A 17,815-nucleotide genomic window follows, 5' to 3' on the forward strand; every position below is an offset into this window, starting at 1 on the left:
GGGAGCATGCGGGGATGGATATTAGTTTATTGCTCGTGGATGATGAGGCAATCGATTTGGAATGGCTACGGCGACGGGTAGTCGGCAATGAGCGCCTGCAATTGCAGGATGTGTCCGTTGCCACTAGCGGGTTCGAGGCGCTGGAAATGATGGAGCAGAAGCGCATCGACCTGATTCTCTCGGATATTCGCATGCCGATTATGTCGGGGATGGAATTTGCCCGCAGGGCGAAGGCGATTAACCCGATGGCGCATCTTGTTTTTATAAGCGGCCATCAGGATTTCAGCTACGCGAGGGAAGCGATCCAGCTGAACGCCTCCGGATATTTGCTTAAGCCGGTTGATGATACCGAGCTTCATGATATGCTGCTGGAGCTATGCAACAAAATCGAGCAGGAGCGGCTGCAAAACCAGTCGCTGACCGAGACGCTGACGCTGGTGCATCAGGAGCTGCTGCTGCGTTGGTTTAACGAGCCGACATCGGGGCGGGTAGAGCAGCATCTTCACAGCTTCCTTATGCCGCTGCTGCAGGGCGGAGCAGCTGTTGCCATTATTGAAATGGATGATATGGAGTGGAAGCTGGGCAAGATGGCAGCGGGTGAGCGACGTTCCTTAACAGCGGAGATGGCGTTGTTTATTCGCGCCTTTGTTGACCGTCATCAAGTTGGAACGCTGCTGACCAGCTATGACTATCATTTTGTGCTGCTGGCGACGGTGCAGGAGGCGGAATGCAAAGCGCTGCTTGAAAAGCTGGTGCAAGCGTTTAACGAAGCTTTTCCCTATTCGATTACCATCGGGGCTGGCATGCATACAACGGTTATTGCCAAGCTGCATGACGCCTATCAGCAGGCACAGGCAGCTCTGAGCATCAAATGGATTGTCGGGAAAAACAGGCTCATTCACGATGCAGCATCCTGGTCGCCTAAAGAAGCGATGGCGTACAGCCTCGAAGAGACAGTAGACCGGATGCTGCGGGCGATGCTGGAATATGATCTGACGACGGTTGATGATTGCTTGCGGGAGCTGTTCAGCGGCGACCAGCCGCTAACCGGGAAAAACGACATCTACGACCTCATCATTCGCATTACGTCCAAGCTGCATGCGGATCTCCAGCAAATGAACGAGCATTTATATGAAATTTTAAAATGGGACTCCCATCAGCCGTTTGTCTTGTTTCAATTTGAGACGGTGCATGACATTCTCTCTTGGCTGAGAAGGCGGTTTTTCGAGCTGTCCGAGCTGCTGTATTTGAAGAAGCAGCGGCAAAAGCGGAAGCTGATCGAAGAAATCGCACTTTATGTGGAGCAGCGGCTCGATCAGAAAATTACGCTCAATGAGGTGGCGGCCCACTTTGATTTTACGCCGAACTACTTGGGCCAGCTGTTCAAAGCAGAGACGAATACGCTGTTCAGCGATTTTCTAAGCGAGCTGCGTATGAAGCATGTGTGCAAGCTGCTGGAGGACCCGACCAAGAAGATATATGAAATTGCCGAGCTGGCTGGCTATAAAAATATTATTTATTTTAATCGCCAATTCAAGCAGCAGGTTGGCATGTCGCCGGGGGAATATCGGAAAAAACATAACATTTAATCGTTTTTCTGTGTTTATCTCATCGTAATGGCCCGGGGTCCGACGGATTCCGGGTTATTTTTTAACCGCTATTTTATGCAATCGTTGAATTAGTATAAGTTTTAGTTGTTCCCCTTAATTATGCGGACGCCCTGCTTTTCTTATAATGAAAGCAGACAAGAGAAGAGAGGGGAGCACAGATGAAGCGACACGGATTTATACAGGATGTCATCAAATATCGGGCTATTTTGCTCATGCTGCTGCCCGCCGTTTTGTTTTTTCTACTGTTTGCTTATATACCGATGGCGGGCATTATTATTGCTTTCAAGCATTATGATTATGCCGGCGGAATCTTCGGCAGCGCGTGGAATGGGCTGGACAACTTTCGGTTTTTCTTTGAATCGGGCGATGCCTGGCGCATAACAAGAAATACGGCGCTCTATAATATCGCTTTTATTGTAGTCAACAATGTGCTGCAAATTTTCACGGCAATTTTGCTGTTCGAGGTTGGGGGCAAATGGTTCCGCAAAATCGCTCAGTCGATTTTGTTTCTGCCTTACTTTATTTCTTGGGTTGTCGTGGGCGCGATTGCCTACAACCTGCTCAGCTTTGACATCGGAACGGTTAATTCCCTGCTGAGAAATATTGGGATGGAGCCGATTGATATTTATAATACGCCTGCCTATTGGCCAATTATTCTCGTACTGGTCGCGGCGTGGAAAACGCTCGGTTATGGTACGATCATGTATTTGGCGGCGATTACGAGCATTGATACCGAAATGTATGAGGCCGCGGAAATCGATGGCGCGAATATTTTTCAGCGTATCTTCAAGGTAACGATTCCTAATTTATATCCAACCGTCATTATATTGGTGCTGCTGGCAGTGGGCAATATTTTCAAAGGCGATTTTGGGATGTTTTACAATATGGTCGGCAATAATGGTGTGTTGTTCTCGTCTACTGATGTTATTGATACATTCGTATTCAGGTCGCTCATCACTTCGAATGACATTGGCATGTCGGCCGCTGCGGGGGTTTATCAATCGGTTCTCGGATTTACCACCATTATGCTGTTTAACTATGCCGTTCGCAAGTATGACAAAGATCGCGCCTTATTCTAGTGGGAGGTCATGAAAATGAGTGTATCTGATGCTAATATCGGCAGTAAAGCCGTCAAGTCTGTGAAAAGCGGTCAGCTCGACCGCCAACTTCTTGCCATTATCGGCTATACTTCCTTAACCGTATTGTCGGTTCTGTGCATATTGCCTTTTATTCTGATCGTATCCTCTTCGTTTACGGAGGAAAGCACCATTGTGCGCGAGGGTTATCAATTTTTCCCAACTGCCTTCTCTGTGGAGCCTTATAAAATCCTGTTCAAATATCCCGAACAAATGATTCGGGCATATGGGGTAACCATCTCTGTTACCGTTATCGGTACAGCGATCGGCCTGTTCCTGACCGCTATGACCGCCTATTGCTTATCACGCAAAGATTTCAAATGGCGCAATTTTTTCTCCTTCTTCTTTTTCTTTACGACGCTGTTCAGCGGCGGGCTTGTGCCTTGGTACCTGCTCATCGTCAACTATCTCCATATGAAGGATACGGCGCTGGCGCTGATTGTGCCGCTGCTGCTGAACGTGTTTTATATTATCGTCATGAAATCGTTTATGAGCAACATTCCAGAAGCGATTGTTGAATCGGCCAAAATCGATGGCGCAGGCGATTTCCTTATTTTCATGAAACTTATTCTTCCGCTGTCCAAGCCTGCTCTCGCAACGATCGGTCTCTTCCTTGCCCTTGGCTATTGGAATGATTGGTATAATGCCCTGTTGTTCGTTGCGGACGACAAGCTGATGCCACTGCAGTATTATTTGTACAAAATGCTGGGCAACATGGATGGTATGCGCAAGGCAATGATGGGCTCAGGCGCTGTTGTGACGACAAGCCTGCCGACAGAGGGCCTTAAGATGGCAATGACGGTTGTAGCCAGCGGTCCGATCCTGCTTGCCTATCCCTTCATCCAGAAGTACTTTGTAAAAGGCTTGACGATTGGCGCAGTGAAAGGATAATCCCAAGGGAACTTGGTTTATCAAGATAGATGGGCAAAACAACAGTTACATTTAAGGGGGAAATTCAATATGCAAAAGAAGAAAAAAGTCGTTATACCGGCGGTAGCCTTAACTTTAGCCATGGTTCTTGGTGCATGCGGCAACGGTGGCAATACAGGAACAGAAGCAAGCACTGCACCAGCGGCAGGCACAAATTCTTCAGCAGCACAGTCACAGACGAAGGACGGCGTAGATATTTCTAAAGAGGTTAAGCTGAAAATGGTGTTTGTCGGCCCGAAGCCGGTTGATTATGATGCCGTATTCGCTGAAATCAATAAAAAGCTCAAGGAAGAAATCAATGCGACTGTCGATGCCGAATTTCTAGATTGGTCCGATTGGGCACAAAAATATCCGCTGAAGCTTGCGGCGAATGAAGATTTTGACCTTATCTATTCTGCGAACTGGGCGGGCTATAACGATCAGGCACTCAAAGGCGGTTTTCTGGAGCTGACCGACGATATGCTGTCCAAATATATGCCAGAAACGTGGAAAGCGATGGACAAGGTTGGCTGGGATCAGGCGAAAGTAAACGGCAAGCTGTACATGGTTCCGCAAAACAGAGGCGAATCGGTAGAGAAGCTGATTTTGTACCGGGAGGATCTGCGTAAAAAATACAATCTTCCTGCTATCGACAGCCCGGAGGCGTATGCTAATTATTTGAAAACAATCGCTCAAAATGAGAAGGGCGTTACGCCTTTCACACCGGAAACCGGCGACTGGAAGCTGCATAATTTAGACCGTATTCTGCTCAAGCAGCAACATGACTGGAACATGCTCGATTTCGACCTGCCGATCGGCTTTAAACTGTCAGATGAAGCGGGCAAAGTGTTTAACGTCTATGAAACACCGGAATTCAAGGAATTGCTGTATTACTACAAAGACCTTGCTGACAATAATGCCTGGTCGAAAAACGTATTAAACAATAAAAATGATCATCAGCAGGATTTCAAGGAAGGCAAAACAGCATCTATTACGCATAATATGGGAACGCTCAGCTCACTCATGGCATTGATGCGCATGGAAAAATCGCCTTATGAGCTTGCGCTTGCGGACATTACGCCAAATACGAAAAAATCGAATGCCGTATCGACGCAAAACGGCGTTTCTGTCCATGCAACCTCCAAAAATCCGGAGCGTGCGCTGATGTTCGTCGATCTGATGCAAAATGACAAAGAGCTTCATGACTTGGTGCAATACGGTATCCCAGGGGTACATTTCACAGCCGTTGGCGACGATAAATACGATACGACCGATAAAAGCGTGAACTTTACAGGCTTCTCCAGCTGGGGCTTCAACTCACCGCTTAACCGTGACAACGCGTCCTTCCCAGAGGAAGCCAAAGTGATCACGAAGGATTGGGAAGCGAAGGTCTACCACTACCCGCTGGAAACCTTCGTTTTTGACAACAGCAAGGTGAAGACGGAAGTGGCGAATGTTGGAAATGTGATGCTCCGCTTTGCTATTCCGCTGGAATATGGCGCGATCAAGGATGTAGATAAAGGCCTTGAGGATTTGAACAAGCAGGTGAAGGCGGCCGGCATTGATAAAATTCTCGCAGAAGTACAAAGCCAAATCGATGCTTTTCTAGCAGCGAAAAAATAATAGCAGCTAAGTCAATAAGCTGCCCGCAGTCCGAACATCTGGCAACAGGTGCTCCGACTGCGGGCTTTTGCTTTTTCAGCAGTGCGACTGCCGGTTTAAAGCCTGTCAGGTTTGCTTTTCTTTTTGTTATTACTGCGAATCATACCGACAATCCACAGCAGCAGCGGCAGTAAAATAAAATGGAAGGGCAAATTAATCGGTACGGCGACGAGCTTAGGATAAAGGATGGAGCTGTCAACAAAGTTGCGTGGCAGCATCGCGAGTACAAGCGCGACGGGGGCAGCAATAAAGATGAAAATTCGCCAGCGCTTCACTCCGAACCATTGGGCGCTGCCGTAAGAGGCAACGAACAAATATAGCGATACTTTAATGAAAATGCCCATAATCCAGATGGCGACGACGATGGCATCAAGATTTTGCAAAAAACCGAAGGAAATGAAGCGAACCAAATTGAGAAACGGATAGGTCTGCCGAGCAGCTGTTGAGTAGCCAAAGATGGCGATGCACTCCATTGCGGAAAACAACGTAAATACTCCTGCTACTACGGAGCCGAGCACAGCGCTTTTTGTCCCCTCGCGCGGCTTCGAAAGGAAGGGGAGAATCATCATCAGCATAATGTTATCACCAAGAAAGGAAGCGGTAGGCAGCGCGCCCTTGAGCAGCACGAGCGGGCTACCATCGACCATAAACGGCAGTAAATTGTTTATTTTTATTTGCGAAATATTCAGCAGAAGCGGCACCATAATGCCAAGCAGCACTAAAGGGCCAAATACCTCGCTGCACCTTGCAAGCACCTCAATTCCAGCAAAGGAAACATAGGCTGCCACAAGGAGCATGCCAATAATCGGAACTAGGACGGGCGTGAGCGGCAAAATGGTGCCAATCATGAAATCGGCATACTGCCGTAAAATAATGGCAAGCACCGTATACCAATAAATGAAATACAACAAAATGATTGTGTGTCCAAGGAACTTGCCCAATATTTTCGGCGCATAGGTGACTAGAGAATCGCCAGGATACATGATACTGATGCGTGACAGCACATAGGCAAGACCCATGGAGAACAGCGTAGAGATGGCAATCGATAACCATGCATCCTGCTTGGCAACCGCAATGGAAGGATTGAGGGTCAGCAATATGGTCATGCCGATCTGCATCGTGGAAATCATCCAGAAAATTTGATTGCCGTTGATTTTCTCCTTAATCATTCGGCTTCCTCCTTCCTACTTGGATTCTTGGGTATTGAACATGCCCGGGCGCAAAATTTCTGCTTTTGCTTTTACAATTACCTTTATTTCTGGGAAAATCGCATCCCAATCCTTTTGATTTTGCTTCCATACACGTGGATAAGCGCGATGGAATGCTCCTGCAAAGTTGAAAATATCCGCCTTATAGCTATTTTTAGCTTTGGTAACAGCTAGGCTAATGCGCTCCTCAATGTTGCGCTCCAGCTGATCCTCGATTTTTTGAAGGCTTTCGCTGCTCTGGGTCAAGTTGATGTCCGATGTATTTTGCAGCAGTTGATTTTTGCAGGAGACGTGAATCGTCATTTCCCATTGTCCATTATGAAAGCGGGGCTTCATAGAGGAACGGTTCCGCAGCAATTTAACAGAGACAGTCCCGCTAGCGCCCTCTGGCTGGATTGTAACAATCGCATTGTCCATTTCGTTAATAATCCACAAAATGCCGCGCGTCACCCGGTTGTCGGCAACACCTACCAGCTTGCCATTATGTAGGATGGCAGTCCCATTTATGTAGCCGATACTCTGCGTAGGATTTTCTTGATTCGGTGGCGGCAGCGGCACTACCCAAGGCAGCAAGGCGGTTTTGCTATCATCCTCCAGCATTTCGGATAAATGAGCCAATGAGGAGGTAATGCTCGTTTTATTGTTGGCCATTTCCCGCAGCACCTCAGATGTATTCCGCTCCAAAATCGAATGATACTCCAAAATCTTTTTGGCTTTTCCTTTGCTTACGAACACAAAAGCCCGCTCACGAGGCTCTGAATCCCGCATGAGAAAGTCCAAATCCTCCTTCACGCCTTGCTTGACCTTAGCTTCGCCAAAGATGAATACCTCGGCATGCCCCCAAAAGATTTTACGCGAAAACTTTTGCTGAAGCTGGGACAGCGCGTCGGCAATATTTTCACCATGAGCCGATTGAACGAAGGTTGTCCCTGTTCCTCCTGATGCTTCGCCGACAGCTTGATCCCCTTGTGTAGAGCCCTGGGGAATAAAGATTTGTACGCTCACCTCGATGAGCTTATCGTCTTTCTTATCGATGGCTACTCCTGTTACGAGCGCAAGATCATTGATTTCCTTGCGGTCCCAGCAACTGCTCATTATAAGACAAAGCAATAGGGATAATAGGGAGAGCAGTACGGTACGCATCATCTGGCTCATGAGGAAGCCTCTCCTTCTCCCTGCTCAGGACGGTTGTAAGGGGACTGCCTGATTTCGTTTTTACGCCCAGTAAAGCTCGGTCTTTTACGGTTGCTCCATATAGGGGCACGCATGAGCGTATCCAGTATTTCACTCCATTTCATTGGCGCAAGCGGCTGCAAGTATGGCACTCCAAGCGAGCGGATGGAGCATAAATGGATAATGATGGCGATGACGCCAAGCATTAAGCCGAGCAGGCCAAACATGCCCGCCAGAAACATAATCGGGAAACGCAATACGCGTATGGCGATGCCAGCGCTGTATTGCGGCAGGAGGAATGACGCGATGCCCGTAATCGCCACGACCATGACCATTGGCGAGGAGACGAGTCCGGCAGAGGTCGCCGCTTGCCCGATAACGAGTGCGCCGACGATACTGACGGCGGAGCCTACCTGCTTGGGCAGGCGAACGCCGGCTTCCCGCAGCGCCTCGAAGGAAACCTCCATCAGCAGCGCCTCAATCAGCGCGGGGAAGGGGATGTCTTCCCGAGACTTGGCAATGCTGAGCAGCAGCGAAGTCGGCACCATTTCCTGATGGAACGTCAGCACCGCGACATAAAGGGAGGGCAGCAGCAGCGAAATGAAGAGGAACAGAAAGCGCAGCCAGCGGATGAAGGTGCTGATCATAAAGCGCTGGTAGTAATCCTCTGGCGATTGCAGCATAGACATGAAAGTCGTCGGCGCAATCAGGCAAAAGGGCGTACCCTCTACCATGATGCCTATCTTCCCCTCCAGCAGCGAGGCGCTGACCACATCAGGACGTTCGGTTACTTGGATTTGAGGGAAAGGCGAATACGGATGATCCTCAATTAATGCTTCGATATAGCCGCTTTCCAATACCCCATCAATGTCGATTTTCTCGATGCGATGTCTGACTTCCTCGACAAGCGAGTGATTAGCAATGCCATCAATATGGGCAATGACGACTTCCGTCTTTGTGTAGCGCCCAACCTGCACAGAGCTCAGCTTTAGGGCAGCATCTTTAATTTTGCGCCGCAGCATCGAGGTGTTGACACTCATCGTCTCGGTAAAGCCTTCGCGCGGACCACGAATAATTGATTCTGCTGCTGGTTCCTCGATACCGCGCTGCTGCCAGCCAGATAAATTAATGGCGATGCCAAACGGCAGATGATTAACGAGTAGGGCAGCGCTCCCGGTCGAAATATATTGAAGAAGCTCATTAAAGGAGGTGGCGATGGAAAGCTGGCTCGTCGATACGACGGAGCGGATATAGGCAAAATCAAGCTCAGACGCTTCGGTTCGGGTTTGCAGAAGCGGAGCAAGAACATGCAGGTCGATGAGCGATTCGTTAACCATGCCATCGATAAACAAAAGAAAAGCCTCGGTTTTTCCAGCGATCGGAAAGGTCCGGCTTTTAATATCAACGGAATCATTATAAATCGTGTTGAGAATTTCGATATTGGCTGCTAGCTCGGTACTGAAAGGCATCAGCCGGTAATCCATTATGTCAACCATCGCCATTCTCCTTGAATAATAAGAGTGGTTAAATCCGAATAAGTTAAGGATATATTTACCGACAGCGGCATTTATTATTCTGCTGATTGAATAGGATGGGCAAAAAGGGTCTGCTGGCAGGCAACAAAAAAAGCAGTGCTCTCCTGAGAGAACGCTGCTTTGATCCGGCTTAGCGTTATAGGCTAAACCAATTGTGTATCGTTATTAATGGAAATGAGCACAATGGCTTTATCCTCGCCAATATTTTTGGCATAGTGGGGCATGCAGGCTTTCCAGCTAAAGGAATCGCCTGCGTAGATAGTTGCCGATTCGTCTCCCTGCTCTACATAGATCGTGCCGGAGAGGAGGAAGTGAATTTCTTCCCCCGCATGGGCATGCTCCTCTGCCGTCGAGGCGCCGGGCTCAAGCTCGACCAGCATCATTTTGACGCTGCCGCGCTCGCTGAGCTGCTCGACCTTCATCTTCCCGCCGCCGTACAAAGTGTGCCGACGCTCATCCTTGCGCAAAATCTGCATCCGCTCATCCTTTTTGAGCAGCAGGAAGGCGAGCGGAACGTTCAGGGCTCCGGCAATATGATCGAGCGTAGAAATGGATGGCGATGTTTTGTTATTTTCTACTTGGCTTAGGAACCCTTGTGATAGTCCGGTAAGCTCCGCAACCTGTTGGATGGAGAGTTGTTTCTTCTTGCGAATTGAGCGAATGGTATTGCCAATATCCATGAGTACCTCCTGAAACATTGGTTGCCTCTTAACCGATGTCGTTAAGCTGTGGCGGTTGAGCCTGTGTATGTGGCATTAAGCTTCATCCATAGTAGCAAATGTTTTATTGACTTGCCAGCATTCACATGATAATATTTCTCATATAAAATATATATTCTTATAACAAATATATCAGATAAAGAGGCGATGGACAATGACTATTTCCATTCATCCAGCTGCACATATTGGATATGTGAAGCTTAAAGTAAGTAATATGGAGCGCTCGCTCCTTTTTTATAAAGCGGTTGTGGGCTTTAAGGAGCTTTCCCGAAGCGGGAACGAAGTGCAGCTGACGGCTGACGGCAAGCGTCCGCTGCTCATATTGCAGGAGCAGCAGGGTGCGGTTGTGCTGCCGGAGCGTGCAGCGGCGGGACTGTATCATTTTGCGATTTTATTGCCAAGCCGTGAAGCGCTGGGGCTTGCTTTGCGGAATTTGGCGAACCATAATGTACCGGTTGGGCAGGGCGACCATTTGGTTAGCGAAGCGCTCTATTTCAATGATCCAGACAACAATGGCATTGAAATTTACCGCGATCGCCCCCGCGAGCAATGGGAGAAGCTGGAGGGCGGCGGCTACAAGATGGCGACTGATCCCGTTGACATTCAGGGTCTGCTGGATGTTTCCGAAGGCACGGTTTGGAATGGGCTGCCCGAAGGCACGGTTATTGGGCATGTGCATTTGCATGTGAGCCATTTGCCGCAAGCCCAGCAGTTTTATTGCGACACATTAGGCTTTGATATTATTTTCAACATGGGCGGGTCCGCATTGTTCATCTCGGCGGGCGGCTACCATCATCACCTCGGCCTGAATACATGGGCAGGCGTAGGTGTACCCGCAGCTCCAGCGAATGCGGCAGGTCTGGACTACTACACGATTGTGCTTCCTAATCAAGCAGCGTTGGATGAAGTGCTGGCTAGACTGGGGCAAAAGCAAATACAATTCCGCAAGCAGGCAGATGGCTGGATGGTCACAGATCCTTCTGGCATTTCCAGTTTGCTGACGATTGGTGGATAAGCAGCGATGGAGAAGCAAATGGGGGAGCAGCAAACCGGAATTGAAATTGGCATTTATACATTAGGCGATATATTGCCTGATCCTCATACATCGGAAACGATAAGTGCGAAGCAGCGGATTCAGGATATTATTGCAGCGGCAAAGCTGGCGGATGAGGGCGGCCTGGACATTTTCGGCCTGGGCGAGCATCATCGCCATGATTTTGTCGTTTCGGCAACGCCAGTTATGCTGGCAGCTATTGCCCGAGAAACGAAGCGAATCAAGCTGACGAGTGCAACTACCGTGCTCAGTACGGTTGATCCGGTGCGCTTATTTGAGGATTATGCGACACTGGATTTATTATCTGATGGACGTGCGGAAATTATTGCGGGACGCGGAGCATTCGTCGAATCGTTCCCGCTGTTTGGCTATGAATTGAGCGATTATGATGAGCTGTTTAGCGAAAATCTGGAGCTGTTCGGCGAGCTGAGCCGCCAGGATACAGTAACCTGGCAGGGCAAGTATCGCCCTGCCCTTCGGGCCGCTGCGATTGCCCCACGTCCGATTCAGCAGCAAATTCCGGTATGGGTTGGCGTTGGCGGTTCGCCGCAGAGCGCTGTGCGCGCAGGGGAATTTGGCCTCGGTATGATAATGGCGATTCTTGGCGGTTCACCAGACAGGTTCAAGCCGCTCGTCGATATTTATCGCGAAACGGGAGTTGCGTCGGGCTTCGATGCAGCGAGCTTGAAGGTTGGCGTCACTGGTCACGGCTATATCGCGAAGGATAGCCAGCAGGCTCGTGCAGAATATTTCCCCTATTACACGAATTATTGGTCGCATATGAACCGCCAGCGCGGCATCGAATTCCGCATTACGCAGGAGGAGTTCGCCGAAATGACGTCGCCCGATCAGGCCTTGTTTGTCGGGAGTCCAGAGGAAATAGCTGAGAAAATAATTCGCCAGCATGAGCTGTTCGGGCATCAGCGTTTTATTGCCCAGCTCGATATTGGCGGCATTCCTTATGCCAAAGTTGCCGAAAGCATCGAGCTATTAGCTGGGAAGGTCGCGCCTATCGTGCGTGCAGCGACAAAAGCGAAAGCATGATTTAAACCTGATCTTTGCCGATTTTGACGAAAGCTGGCGGATAACGACATTTCATTCATAGATTCATAGACAATCTGGCAGGCGCTGCTTTACGGCGTTTGCCAGATTTTTTTTAAATATAAGCCGATTATAAGTTTCACACTTATAATCGGCTTATATTTCTCGGAATGAAACGCGCCGCGCCGCCAGAGGACGGCGAAAGCCGTTTCACCTTGTGTGCTCCAAAATATTTTCAATAATCAGACGGTTCTACAATTTTCTCGTAAATGATCCTTTACAATAGATTTTAGCGAGCTCAGAAAATACATATTTATGGTTTAAAAGGTAATTTGTGATATTTAATAGAAGGGAGGAAAGGTGCGGTTTTTAGTAGAGGGCAAAGAAAAATAGGAGGGATTTTATGCAGCAATGGTATAAACGTAAAACAAGTCGCAATAAGCAATTATCTATTCTAATCGTCATGGCGCTTTTGCTCACCTTATTGTTACCCGCAGGGGCTATGGGGGCGGAAGCAGCGCCGCAAAGCCTTAAATCTTCCATATTGTCAGAGCAGCTGAAGCTGCCGAAATCAGCTTATGATCAGGTTGATTCAGCCGGCAAGAAGGAGTCGGCGGGGCTGCTTGGCGCGCAGGGAGAGCAGCGCTTCAAGGTGGAAGCGGCAGGCTCTGCGGCAGAGGGAACAACACCACTACTCATTACGCCGCAAAACTACGTACCGCATTCGGACAGCGGCAAGACGATTAGCGTCATCGTTGAGCTGGTATCCGATCCAATCGCCGTGCAGAGCGTCAAGGCACAGCAAGGTCAGGCCAAGTCGATTGCCGGCTATCAGACGATTGTGAAGCAGGAGCAATCCAGCTTTGCTGCTGCTGCGAGGAAGCTGAATGTGAAGCTTGGGCGCCAGTACCAGCAAATTTTCAATGGCTATTCGGTACAGGTTCCGGCAAATCAGGTGGACAAGCTGCTTGCGCTGCCTGGCGTGAAGGCGATCTATCCGAATTCGGAAATCATTATAGATCCGCAGCCAAGCGTAGAGGCTAAAATGGACGAGAGTGTTCCATTTATCGGTACCCCTGTTTATTGGGACAGCGGCCTAACGGGGGAAGGCATTAAGGTTGGGGTTATCGATAGCGGTATTGACTATCTCCATCCAAGCTTGAAGGATGCTTATAAGGGTGGCTATGATTTTGTCGACAATGACAATGATCCGTACGAGACGCTTCCCGATCCGAATGATGCCGAGGTGGCAACCTCCCATGGCACGCATGTGGCTGGTACCGTAGCAGGGCGCGGAGATCCGGAACACCCGGATGGCGAAAGCGGATGGGTAAAAGGCGTCGCATACGGTGCAGATATTTATGCTTACCGCGTACTGGGGCCGAAAGGCAGAGGCTCGACGGAAAACGTCATTGCCGCGATGGAACGATCGGTTATCGACGGCATGGATATCATTAACCTTTCGCTGGGAGATGACTTTAATGATCAGTTCGAGGCTAGTGCCGTCGCGCTGAATAATGTGATGCTGGCAGGCGTTGTGGCGGTTGCGGCGAACGGAAACGATGGACCGGAGCCTTATACGGTAGGTGTTCCGGCTACAGCGGAGCTTGCGATTTCCGTCGGAGCTTCTTCGCCGCCACTTTCTGTTCCTGTGCTGACAGGAAGCGGAGTAGACACCGTTTATGGTGGCTATATGACCTACTCCCCTGAGCTTGGCAATCTGGAAAATAATGCTCTGGAGCTTGTATATACGGGCCTAGGAACAGCGGAGGATTTCATTGGCAAAGATGTAACGGGTAAAGCTGCGCTCATTTCACGAGGCTCCATTACTTTTGGCGAAAAGGCGCTGAATGCCTTAAATGCCGGAGCTGCGGCTGTCATTATTTATAACAATGCGACAGGAGGCTTCAGTGGAACGCTGAATGCGGGAGTCGATTATGTCCCTACGCTTAGCATTTCCCAGGAGGATGGACTTGCTTTGAAAGCGAAGGTTGACGCGGCTGCTGGAGCTGGGGCTGGCGGGTATGCGATCGACTTTGGTACAACAGTAGAGCAGGATATGATGGGTGATTTCAGCTCGCGCGGACCATCACTGCCGGGTCTAGCTATTAAGCCGGATATAACGGCGCCAGGTGTAGCCATTCGTTCATCCATACCTGCTTATGGCGGCGATTATTCGGATGCTTATGAAAATAAGCAAGGCACGAGCATGGCGAGTCCGCATATTGCAGGCGCTGCGGCTCTGCTGCTTCAAAAGGAGAGAGGACTTACTCCATTTGAGGTAAAAGGGCTGCTGATGAACAATGCGAAGAAGCTGGCAGATCGCAGCGGCGAGCGTTATTCGCATATGGATCAAGGGGCAGGACGGATTGACTTGGAGCAAATCTCTCATGCAAAAGCGATAGCGCTCGTGGAGGAAACGACAGTTGCAGTAGCAGGTGCTGCCGCTACGTCTTATTTGACGGGCAGCTTATCTTTCGGAGCACAGGCTCCAGGGGATGAGTCGGCGAAAACGATCCAAGTAAAGGATATTTCTGGCGCGGCCAGCTCGTATGCAGTATCGACAATATGGTATGGCGATGCAGCGGGTGAGCTAAGCGTTAGCGAAGAATCGTTTGCGGTGGCGGCAGGCGGTACGGCTTCCTTCGATGTAGCGCTGCAGGTAGCTGAAGCAGCGGAGGATGGCCGTTACGAGGGCGAAGTCGTCATTCAAGGTGGAGGACAGACTATACAGCTTCCACTCGCTGTTTATGTAGGCGACGTGGAGCTTCCGGCAAAAGTATCGGAAATTACGCTTGAACCGTTCCTCTTTTCGCCAAATGGAGATGGTGCAGCGGATACGACCGACCTTAAGTTCCGCGTAAATGCTACGCTGCCGTATTTTTCACTGGATGTTTATGCGGTTTCGGGAAGCAATTTGTCCTGGAAAGGGGCCATTGTGGAAAGCGCGCAGGGGATGACCCCGGGCAGCTACATCGTTGAAGGCTGGGACGGGGAAATATTGACGGCTCTTGGCCCTCAGCAGCTTGGTGAAGGACATTATGTCGTCGTGCCTTGGGTGGGGTTTGGGGCAGAAGACTTTTTGCTTGACCAGCTTGCCGAATTTGTCTTGGATGTGCAGGCTCCGGTTGCGGAACTGGCTGACCCGCCAATTGCGGTTACAGGCAATGACGGTGTGATTAGCGGACGAATTATTAGTGACCGCCTTATTACGTTGTTCGGCGATTATTCGGCAGTTGGCGCTGCTGCCATCGCTGAGGATGCAAACGGCGATTTGCAGCAGTATGATGCGACGATTGCAGCAGACGGGCGCTTCGAGATTTCGGTGCCTATTGTTAAAGGAAGCAACGCTTTTGACGTGTATGTGTATGATGCCGCCGATAATGGCGTCATTGAGCCAGCCTTTGTTGTCAACTATGAGAGTGCGAATGAGCAGCCTGCCACATTGGCAGCTGTTGCTTCAAAGTCCAGTGTGCGCACGGGTGAAACCTTTGATATTGATGTGAATTTTGAGCATGTAAAGGGCTTATATGCAGCGCAATTCAGCTTGACTTATGACAGCGGGCTCGTGAAAGGCACAGTTGCGCCAAGTGTTACGCTGTCCACGTATCAGCAGCAGGTCAATCCTGGCGGATCGCTTATCGTAAATGAGACGGTTGTCGATCTCGGGAGCGGCGTTGCGCGGAGCGACTATGTCGTATCGTTGACCGGGGATCACAGCGGCTATAGCGGCTCCGGGACGCTGGCAACATTCCATTTTTCCAGCGGCAGCACCGGAAAACGAGATTTTAAACTGTCCAATGCTCGGGCATTGAACAGCGATACGCAAGAAATTGCTTATAGCAGTGTGAGCGACGTTTCTGTGACGGTGACGCCGGGTCCTACCGAGCCGGAGCATCGGATTACAGGCAAAATAACGGCGGAAGCTCTCGGCAGCAGTGTGAATTATAGCGAGACGTGGTACCAAGGTGCCGATGGCGTGCACAAAGTTGTCGTAGAGGCGGTTACAGCAAGCAAGGAGGTTGCAGCTGTTGGTGAAGTGAAGGCGGATGGAAGCTATACGCTGCTTGTTCCAGCGGGTACTTACACCGTGCGTGTAGTCGTGCCAGGCCATGTGGCTTCGGCGTCTTCGGTGACGGTGGCAGGCGAGGATACGACGCTTAATGTCGGACCGCTTCAGGCGGGCGATGTGAATAGCGACGGTAAAATCGATCTGGCCGATCTCCAGCTTGTCGCCAAGCAGTTCGGCAAGTCACGGAGTACAAGCTGGGCCAATGCGCCGGCAAGTGCAGCTGACATTAACCGGGATAACGCGGTTGACCTGCTCGATATTTCCTTCGTTTTAGGCAACTTCAAGCTGTAAGCGGCATGAGACTGATCATAAAACGGTCGTGAAAAATGGAAGGGGAGCGCGATGGGCTCCCCTCCTTATTTTCAGGATGAGGCATAGGGAGCAAGAAGTCGAAGACAGGAGAGATGAATATGAGAGGGAGTCAGCATTCAAAATGGTTGTCATTAATGGGGGTAAGCCTGCTGGTCACTGCTTGGCTTGGTACGGCAGCGGTATCAGGAGCCGAGAAGGCGGAAACAGACAAGCTGCCGCAAATTCGTATTGTCCCTTCTGCCAATCAGGTGAAGATTGGCGACGTGTTCGAGGTCGCCGTATGGCTGCAAGGCTTTAAGGGGAGCTACGGCGGAGTTCAAGGCTATGAGGTACATATGAAATACGATTCAAAGCGAATAGCGCCTGTAGTTGAAAAAGAGGCGGGGGCGCTGCTGCGGCCAGCGGTGTTTGCAGCTTCGGCGAGTCCCATGCAGCTGCTGAACAAGCTTGATGCCGCAGCAGGCCTTATTCAAATTGCCGAGGCGACGGCCCAGCGGGGCCCGGCATTATTTTCTGGCTACGGCAAGCTGGGCAGCCTGACCTTCAAGGCAGAGAAGGATGGAGCCGCATCCTTCAGCTTGGCGAAGTCGATCATTATTTTTCCGGATAATCCGGGACTGAATATTCAGCATCGAGTAAATGAGCCGGTCGTCAGCATTGGCGCAGAAGCAGTCAAGGAAGGCCCGGCGAAGGTCGTCGGACAAGCGCCTGCGAAAGCGGCAGCACAGTTGACGGTGGAGCAGCGCCTCAAGCAATTCAAGGACTATGAGGCGGTTGCGAAGCTGAAATGGGCTTCGGCAGCTGTTGGGGAGCTGGCGCTTGCGCAGGTAATGCAAGGGACGGCAGCTGGCGCCTTTGAGCCGGGGCGCCTAATGACGCGGGCAGAGTTCGCGAAGGCCGCTGTACTTGCGTTCGAGCTGGATATGAAGCAGCAATCCATCCCCGCTTTTACCGATGTGCGCAATAGCGATTGGTCATACGACTATGTGGAGACAGCGGCGGCAAATGGCCTGCTGCAAGGTGTAGAGCGGCCGCAAGGCAGTGCCTTTCTGCCGAATCAGCCGATTACGCGGGCGGAAATTGCCGCTGTGCTGTCGCGGCAGCTCAAGGCGCTCGGCCCGGCCGAGCCAGCAGGTGCACAAGAAGAAGCTGCATCTGGTGTACATCCGTTTAGTGATATTAGCGGCCACTGGGCGGAGCAGGATATGGCGTATTTGTACGAGCTTGAGCTGCTGCAAGGACGGACGGACAAGCTTTTTGCTCCGGGGGACCATGCAGTGCGTGCGGAAGTCAGCGTGCTGCTGCACCGCGTAATGGAGCGTCTGAACTGACATCAACTATTCACATCGACTAAGGCAGTGCTCCCATGCAAAAAAACCTCTGC

12 protein-coding genes are annotated in these 17,815 nt (G+C 50.4%); 8 read left to right on the forward strand and 4 right to left on the reverse strand.

The features are described 5' to 3' along the window. Positions 1–14 precede the first annotated feature (14 nt). The 4 genes from MHB80_RS05915 (at position 15) to MHB80_RS05930 (ending at position 5,278) form a co-directional block, all read left to right on the forward strand. Complete coding sequence (locus tag MHB80_RS05915) at positions 15–1,589, forward strand: response regulator (RefSeq protein ID WP_341281307.1); 1,575 nt, start codon at positions 15–17, stop codon at positions 1,587–1,589. A gap of 179 nt (positions 1,590–1,768) precedes the next feature. Beyond that, positions 1,769–2,689, forward strand: coding sequence for an ABC transporter permease subunit (locus tag MHB80_RS05920; protein ID WP_056042839.1), 921 nt, complete (start codon positions 1,769–1,771; stop codon positions 2,687–2,689). Positions 2,690–2,704: 15 nt separating this feature from the next. Next, a complete protein-coding gene (locus MHB80_RS05925; protein ID WP_341281308.1) occupies positions 2,705–3,637 on the forward strand; it encodes a carbohydrate ABC transporter permease in 933 nt (310 codons plus the stop codon). Between the two features lie 69 nt (positions 3,638–3,706). Further along, a complete protein-coding gene (locus MHB80_RS05930; RefSeq protein WP_341281309.1) occupies positions 3,707–5,278 on the forward strand; it encodes an ABC transporter substrate-binding protein in 1,572 nt (523 codons plus the stop codon). A 95-nt stretch (positions 5,279–5,373) separates the two neighbouring features. On the opposite strand, the gene MHB80_RS05935 is transcribed toward MHB80_RS05930, so the two are convergent. The 4 genes from MHB80_RS05935 to MHB80_RS05950 all read right to left on the reverse strand — a co-directional run bounded on the left by MHB80_RS05935 (position 5,374) and on the right by MHB80_RS05950 (position 9,913). Continuing rightward, positions 5,374–6,486, reverse strand: coding sequence for an endospore germination permease (locus tag MHB80_RS05935; protein ID WP_341281310.1), 1,113 nt, complete (start codon positions 6,484–6,486; stop codon positions 5,374–5,376). Between the two features lie 15 nt (positions 6,487–6,501). Beyond that, positions 6,502–7,680, reverse strand: coding sequence for a Ger(x)C family spore germination protein (locus MHB80_RS05940; RefSeq protein ID WP_341281311.1), 1,179 nt, complete (start codon positions 7,678–7,680; stop codon positions 6,502–6,504). After that, a complete protein-coding gene (locus tag MHB80_RS05945; protein WP_341281312.1) occupies positions 7,677–9,194 on the reverse strand; it encodes a spore germination protein in 1,518 nt (505 codons plus the stop codon). Before MHB80_RS05945 ends, MHB80_RS05940 begins: the two co-directional genes overlap by 4 nt. Before the next feature lie 182 nt (positions 9,195–9,376). After that, a complete protein-coding gene (locus MHB80_RS05950; protein WP_341281313.1) occupies positions 9,377–9,913 on the reverse strand; it encodes a cupin domain-containing protein in 537 nt (178 codons plus the stop codon). Positions 9,914–10,106: 193 nt separating this feature from the next. Here MHB80_RS05950 and MHB80_RS05955 point away from each other — a divergent pair, with 193 nt between their 5' ends. The 4 genes from MHB80_RS05955 (at position 10,107) to MHB80_RS05970 (ending at position 17,762) form a co-directional block, all read left to right on the forward strand. After that, entirely contained in the window at positions 10,107–10,967 is an 861-nt protein-coding gene (locus MHB80_RS05955) for a VOC family protein (RefSeq protein ID WP_341281314.1), read from the forward strand. Positions 10,968–10,973: 6 nt separating this feature from the next. Beyond that, positions 10,974–12,050 carry an LLM class flavin-dependent oxidoreductase gene (locus MHB80_RS05960; protein ID WP_341281315.1) on the forward strand — a complete coding sequence of 359 codons (1,077 nt, stop codon included), beginning with the start codon at positions 10,974–10,976 and terminating at the stop codon, positions 12,048–12,050. Positions 12,051–12,450: 400 nt separating this feature from the next. Next, a complete protein-coding gene (locus tag MHB80_RS05965; RefSeq protein ID WP_341281316.1) occupies positions 12,451–16,410 on the forward strand; it encodes a S8 family serine peptidase in 3,960 nt (1,319 codons plus the stop codon). A 119-nt stretch (positions 16,411–16,529) separates the two neighbouring features. Further along, positions 16,530–17,762, forward strand: a complete 1,233-nt coding sequence (locus tag MHB80_RS05970; protein ID WP_341281317.1) for an S-layer homology domain-containing protein — start codon at positions 16,530–16,532, stop codon at positions 17,760–17,762. The last annotated feature ends 53 nt before the right edge of the window (positions 17,763–17,815 follow it).

This window comes from Paenibacillus sp. FSL H8-0537 (assembly GCF_038051995.1).
Taxonomy (GTDB): domain Bacteria; phylum Bacillota; class Bacilli; order Paenibacillales; family Paenibacillaceae; genus Pristimantibacillus.

Bases quoted from the DNA above. Each gene is read 5' to 3' on its own strand.
- MHB80_RS05915 (WP_341281307.1), top strand. From the start codon at position 15: ATGGATATTAGTTTATTGCTCGTGGATGATGAGGCAATCGATTTGGAA.
- MHB80_RS05920 (WP_056042839.1), top strand. From the start codon at position 1,769: ATGAAGCGACACGGATTTATACAGGATGTCATCAAATATCGGGCTATT.
- MHB80_RS05925 (WP_341281308.1), top strand. From the start codon at position 2,705: ATGAGTGTATCTGATGCTAATATCGGCAGTAAAGCCGTCAAGTCTGTG.
- MHB80_RS05930 (WP_341281309.1), top strand. From the start codon at position 3,707: ATGCAAAAGAAGAAAAAAGTCGTTATACCGGCGGTAGCCTTAACTTTA.
- MHB80_RS05935 (WP_341281310.1), bottom strand. From the start codon at position 6,486: ATGATTAAGGAGAAAATCAACGGCAATCAAATTTTCTGGATGATTTCC.
- MHB80_RS05940 (WP_341281311.1), bottom strand. From the start codon at position 7,680: ATGAGCCAGATGATGCGTACCGTACTGCTCTCCCTATTATCCCTATTG.
- MHB80_RS05945 (WP_341281312.1), bottom strand. From the start codon at position 9,194: ATGGTTGACATAATGGATTACCGGCTGATGCCTTTCAGTACCGAGCTA.
- MHB80_RS05950 (WP_341281313.1), bottom strand. From the start codon at position 9,913: ATGGATATTGGCAATACCATTCGCTCAATTCGCAAGAAGAAACAACTC.
- MHB80_RS05955 (WP_341281314.1), top strand. From the start codon at position 10,107: ATGACTATTTCCATTCATCCAGCTGCACATATTGGATATGTGAAGCTT.
- MHB80_RS05960 (WP_341281315.1), top strand. From the start codon at position 10,974: ATGGAGAAGCAAATGGGGGAGCAGCAAACCGGAATTGAAATTGGCATT.
- MHB80_RS05965 (WP_341281316.1), top strand. From the start codon at position 12,451: ATGCAGCAATGGTATAAACGTAAAACAAGTCGCAATAAGCAATTATCT.
- MHB80_RS05970 (WP_341281317.1), top strand. From the start codon at position 16,530: ATGAGAGGGAGTCAGCATTCAAAATGGTTGTCATTAATGGGGGTAAGC.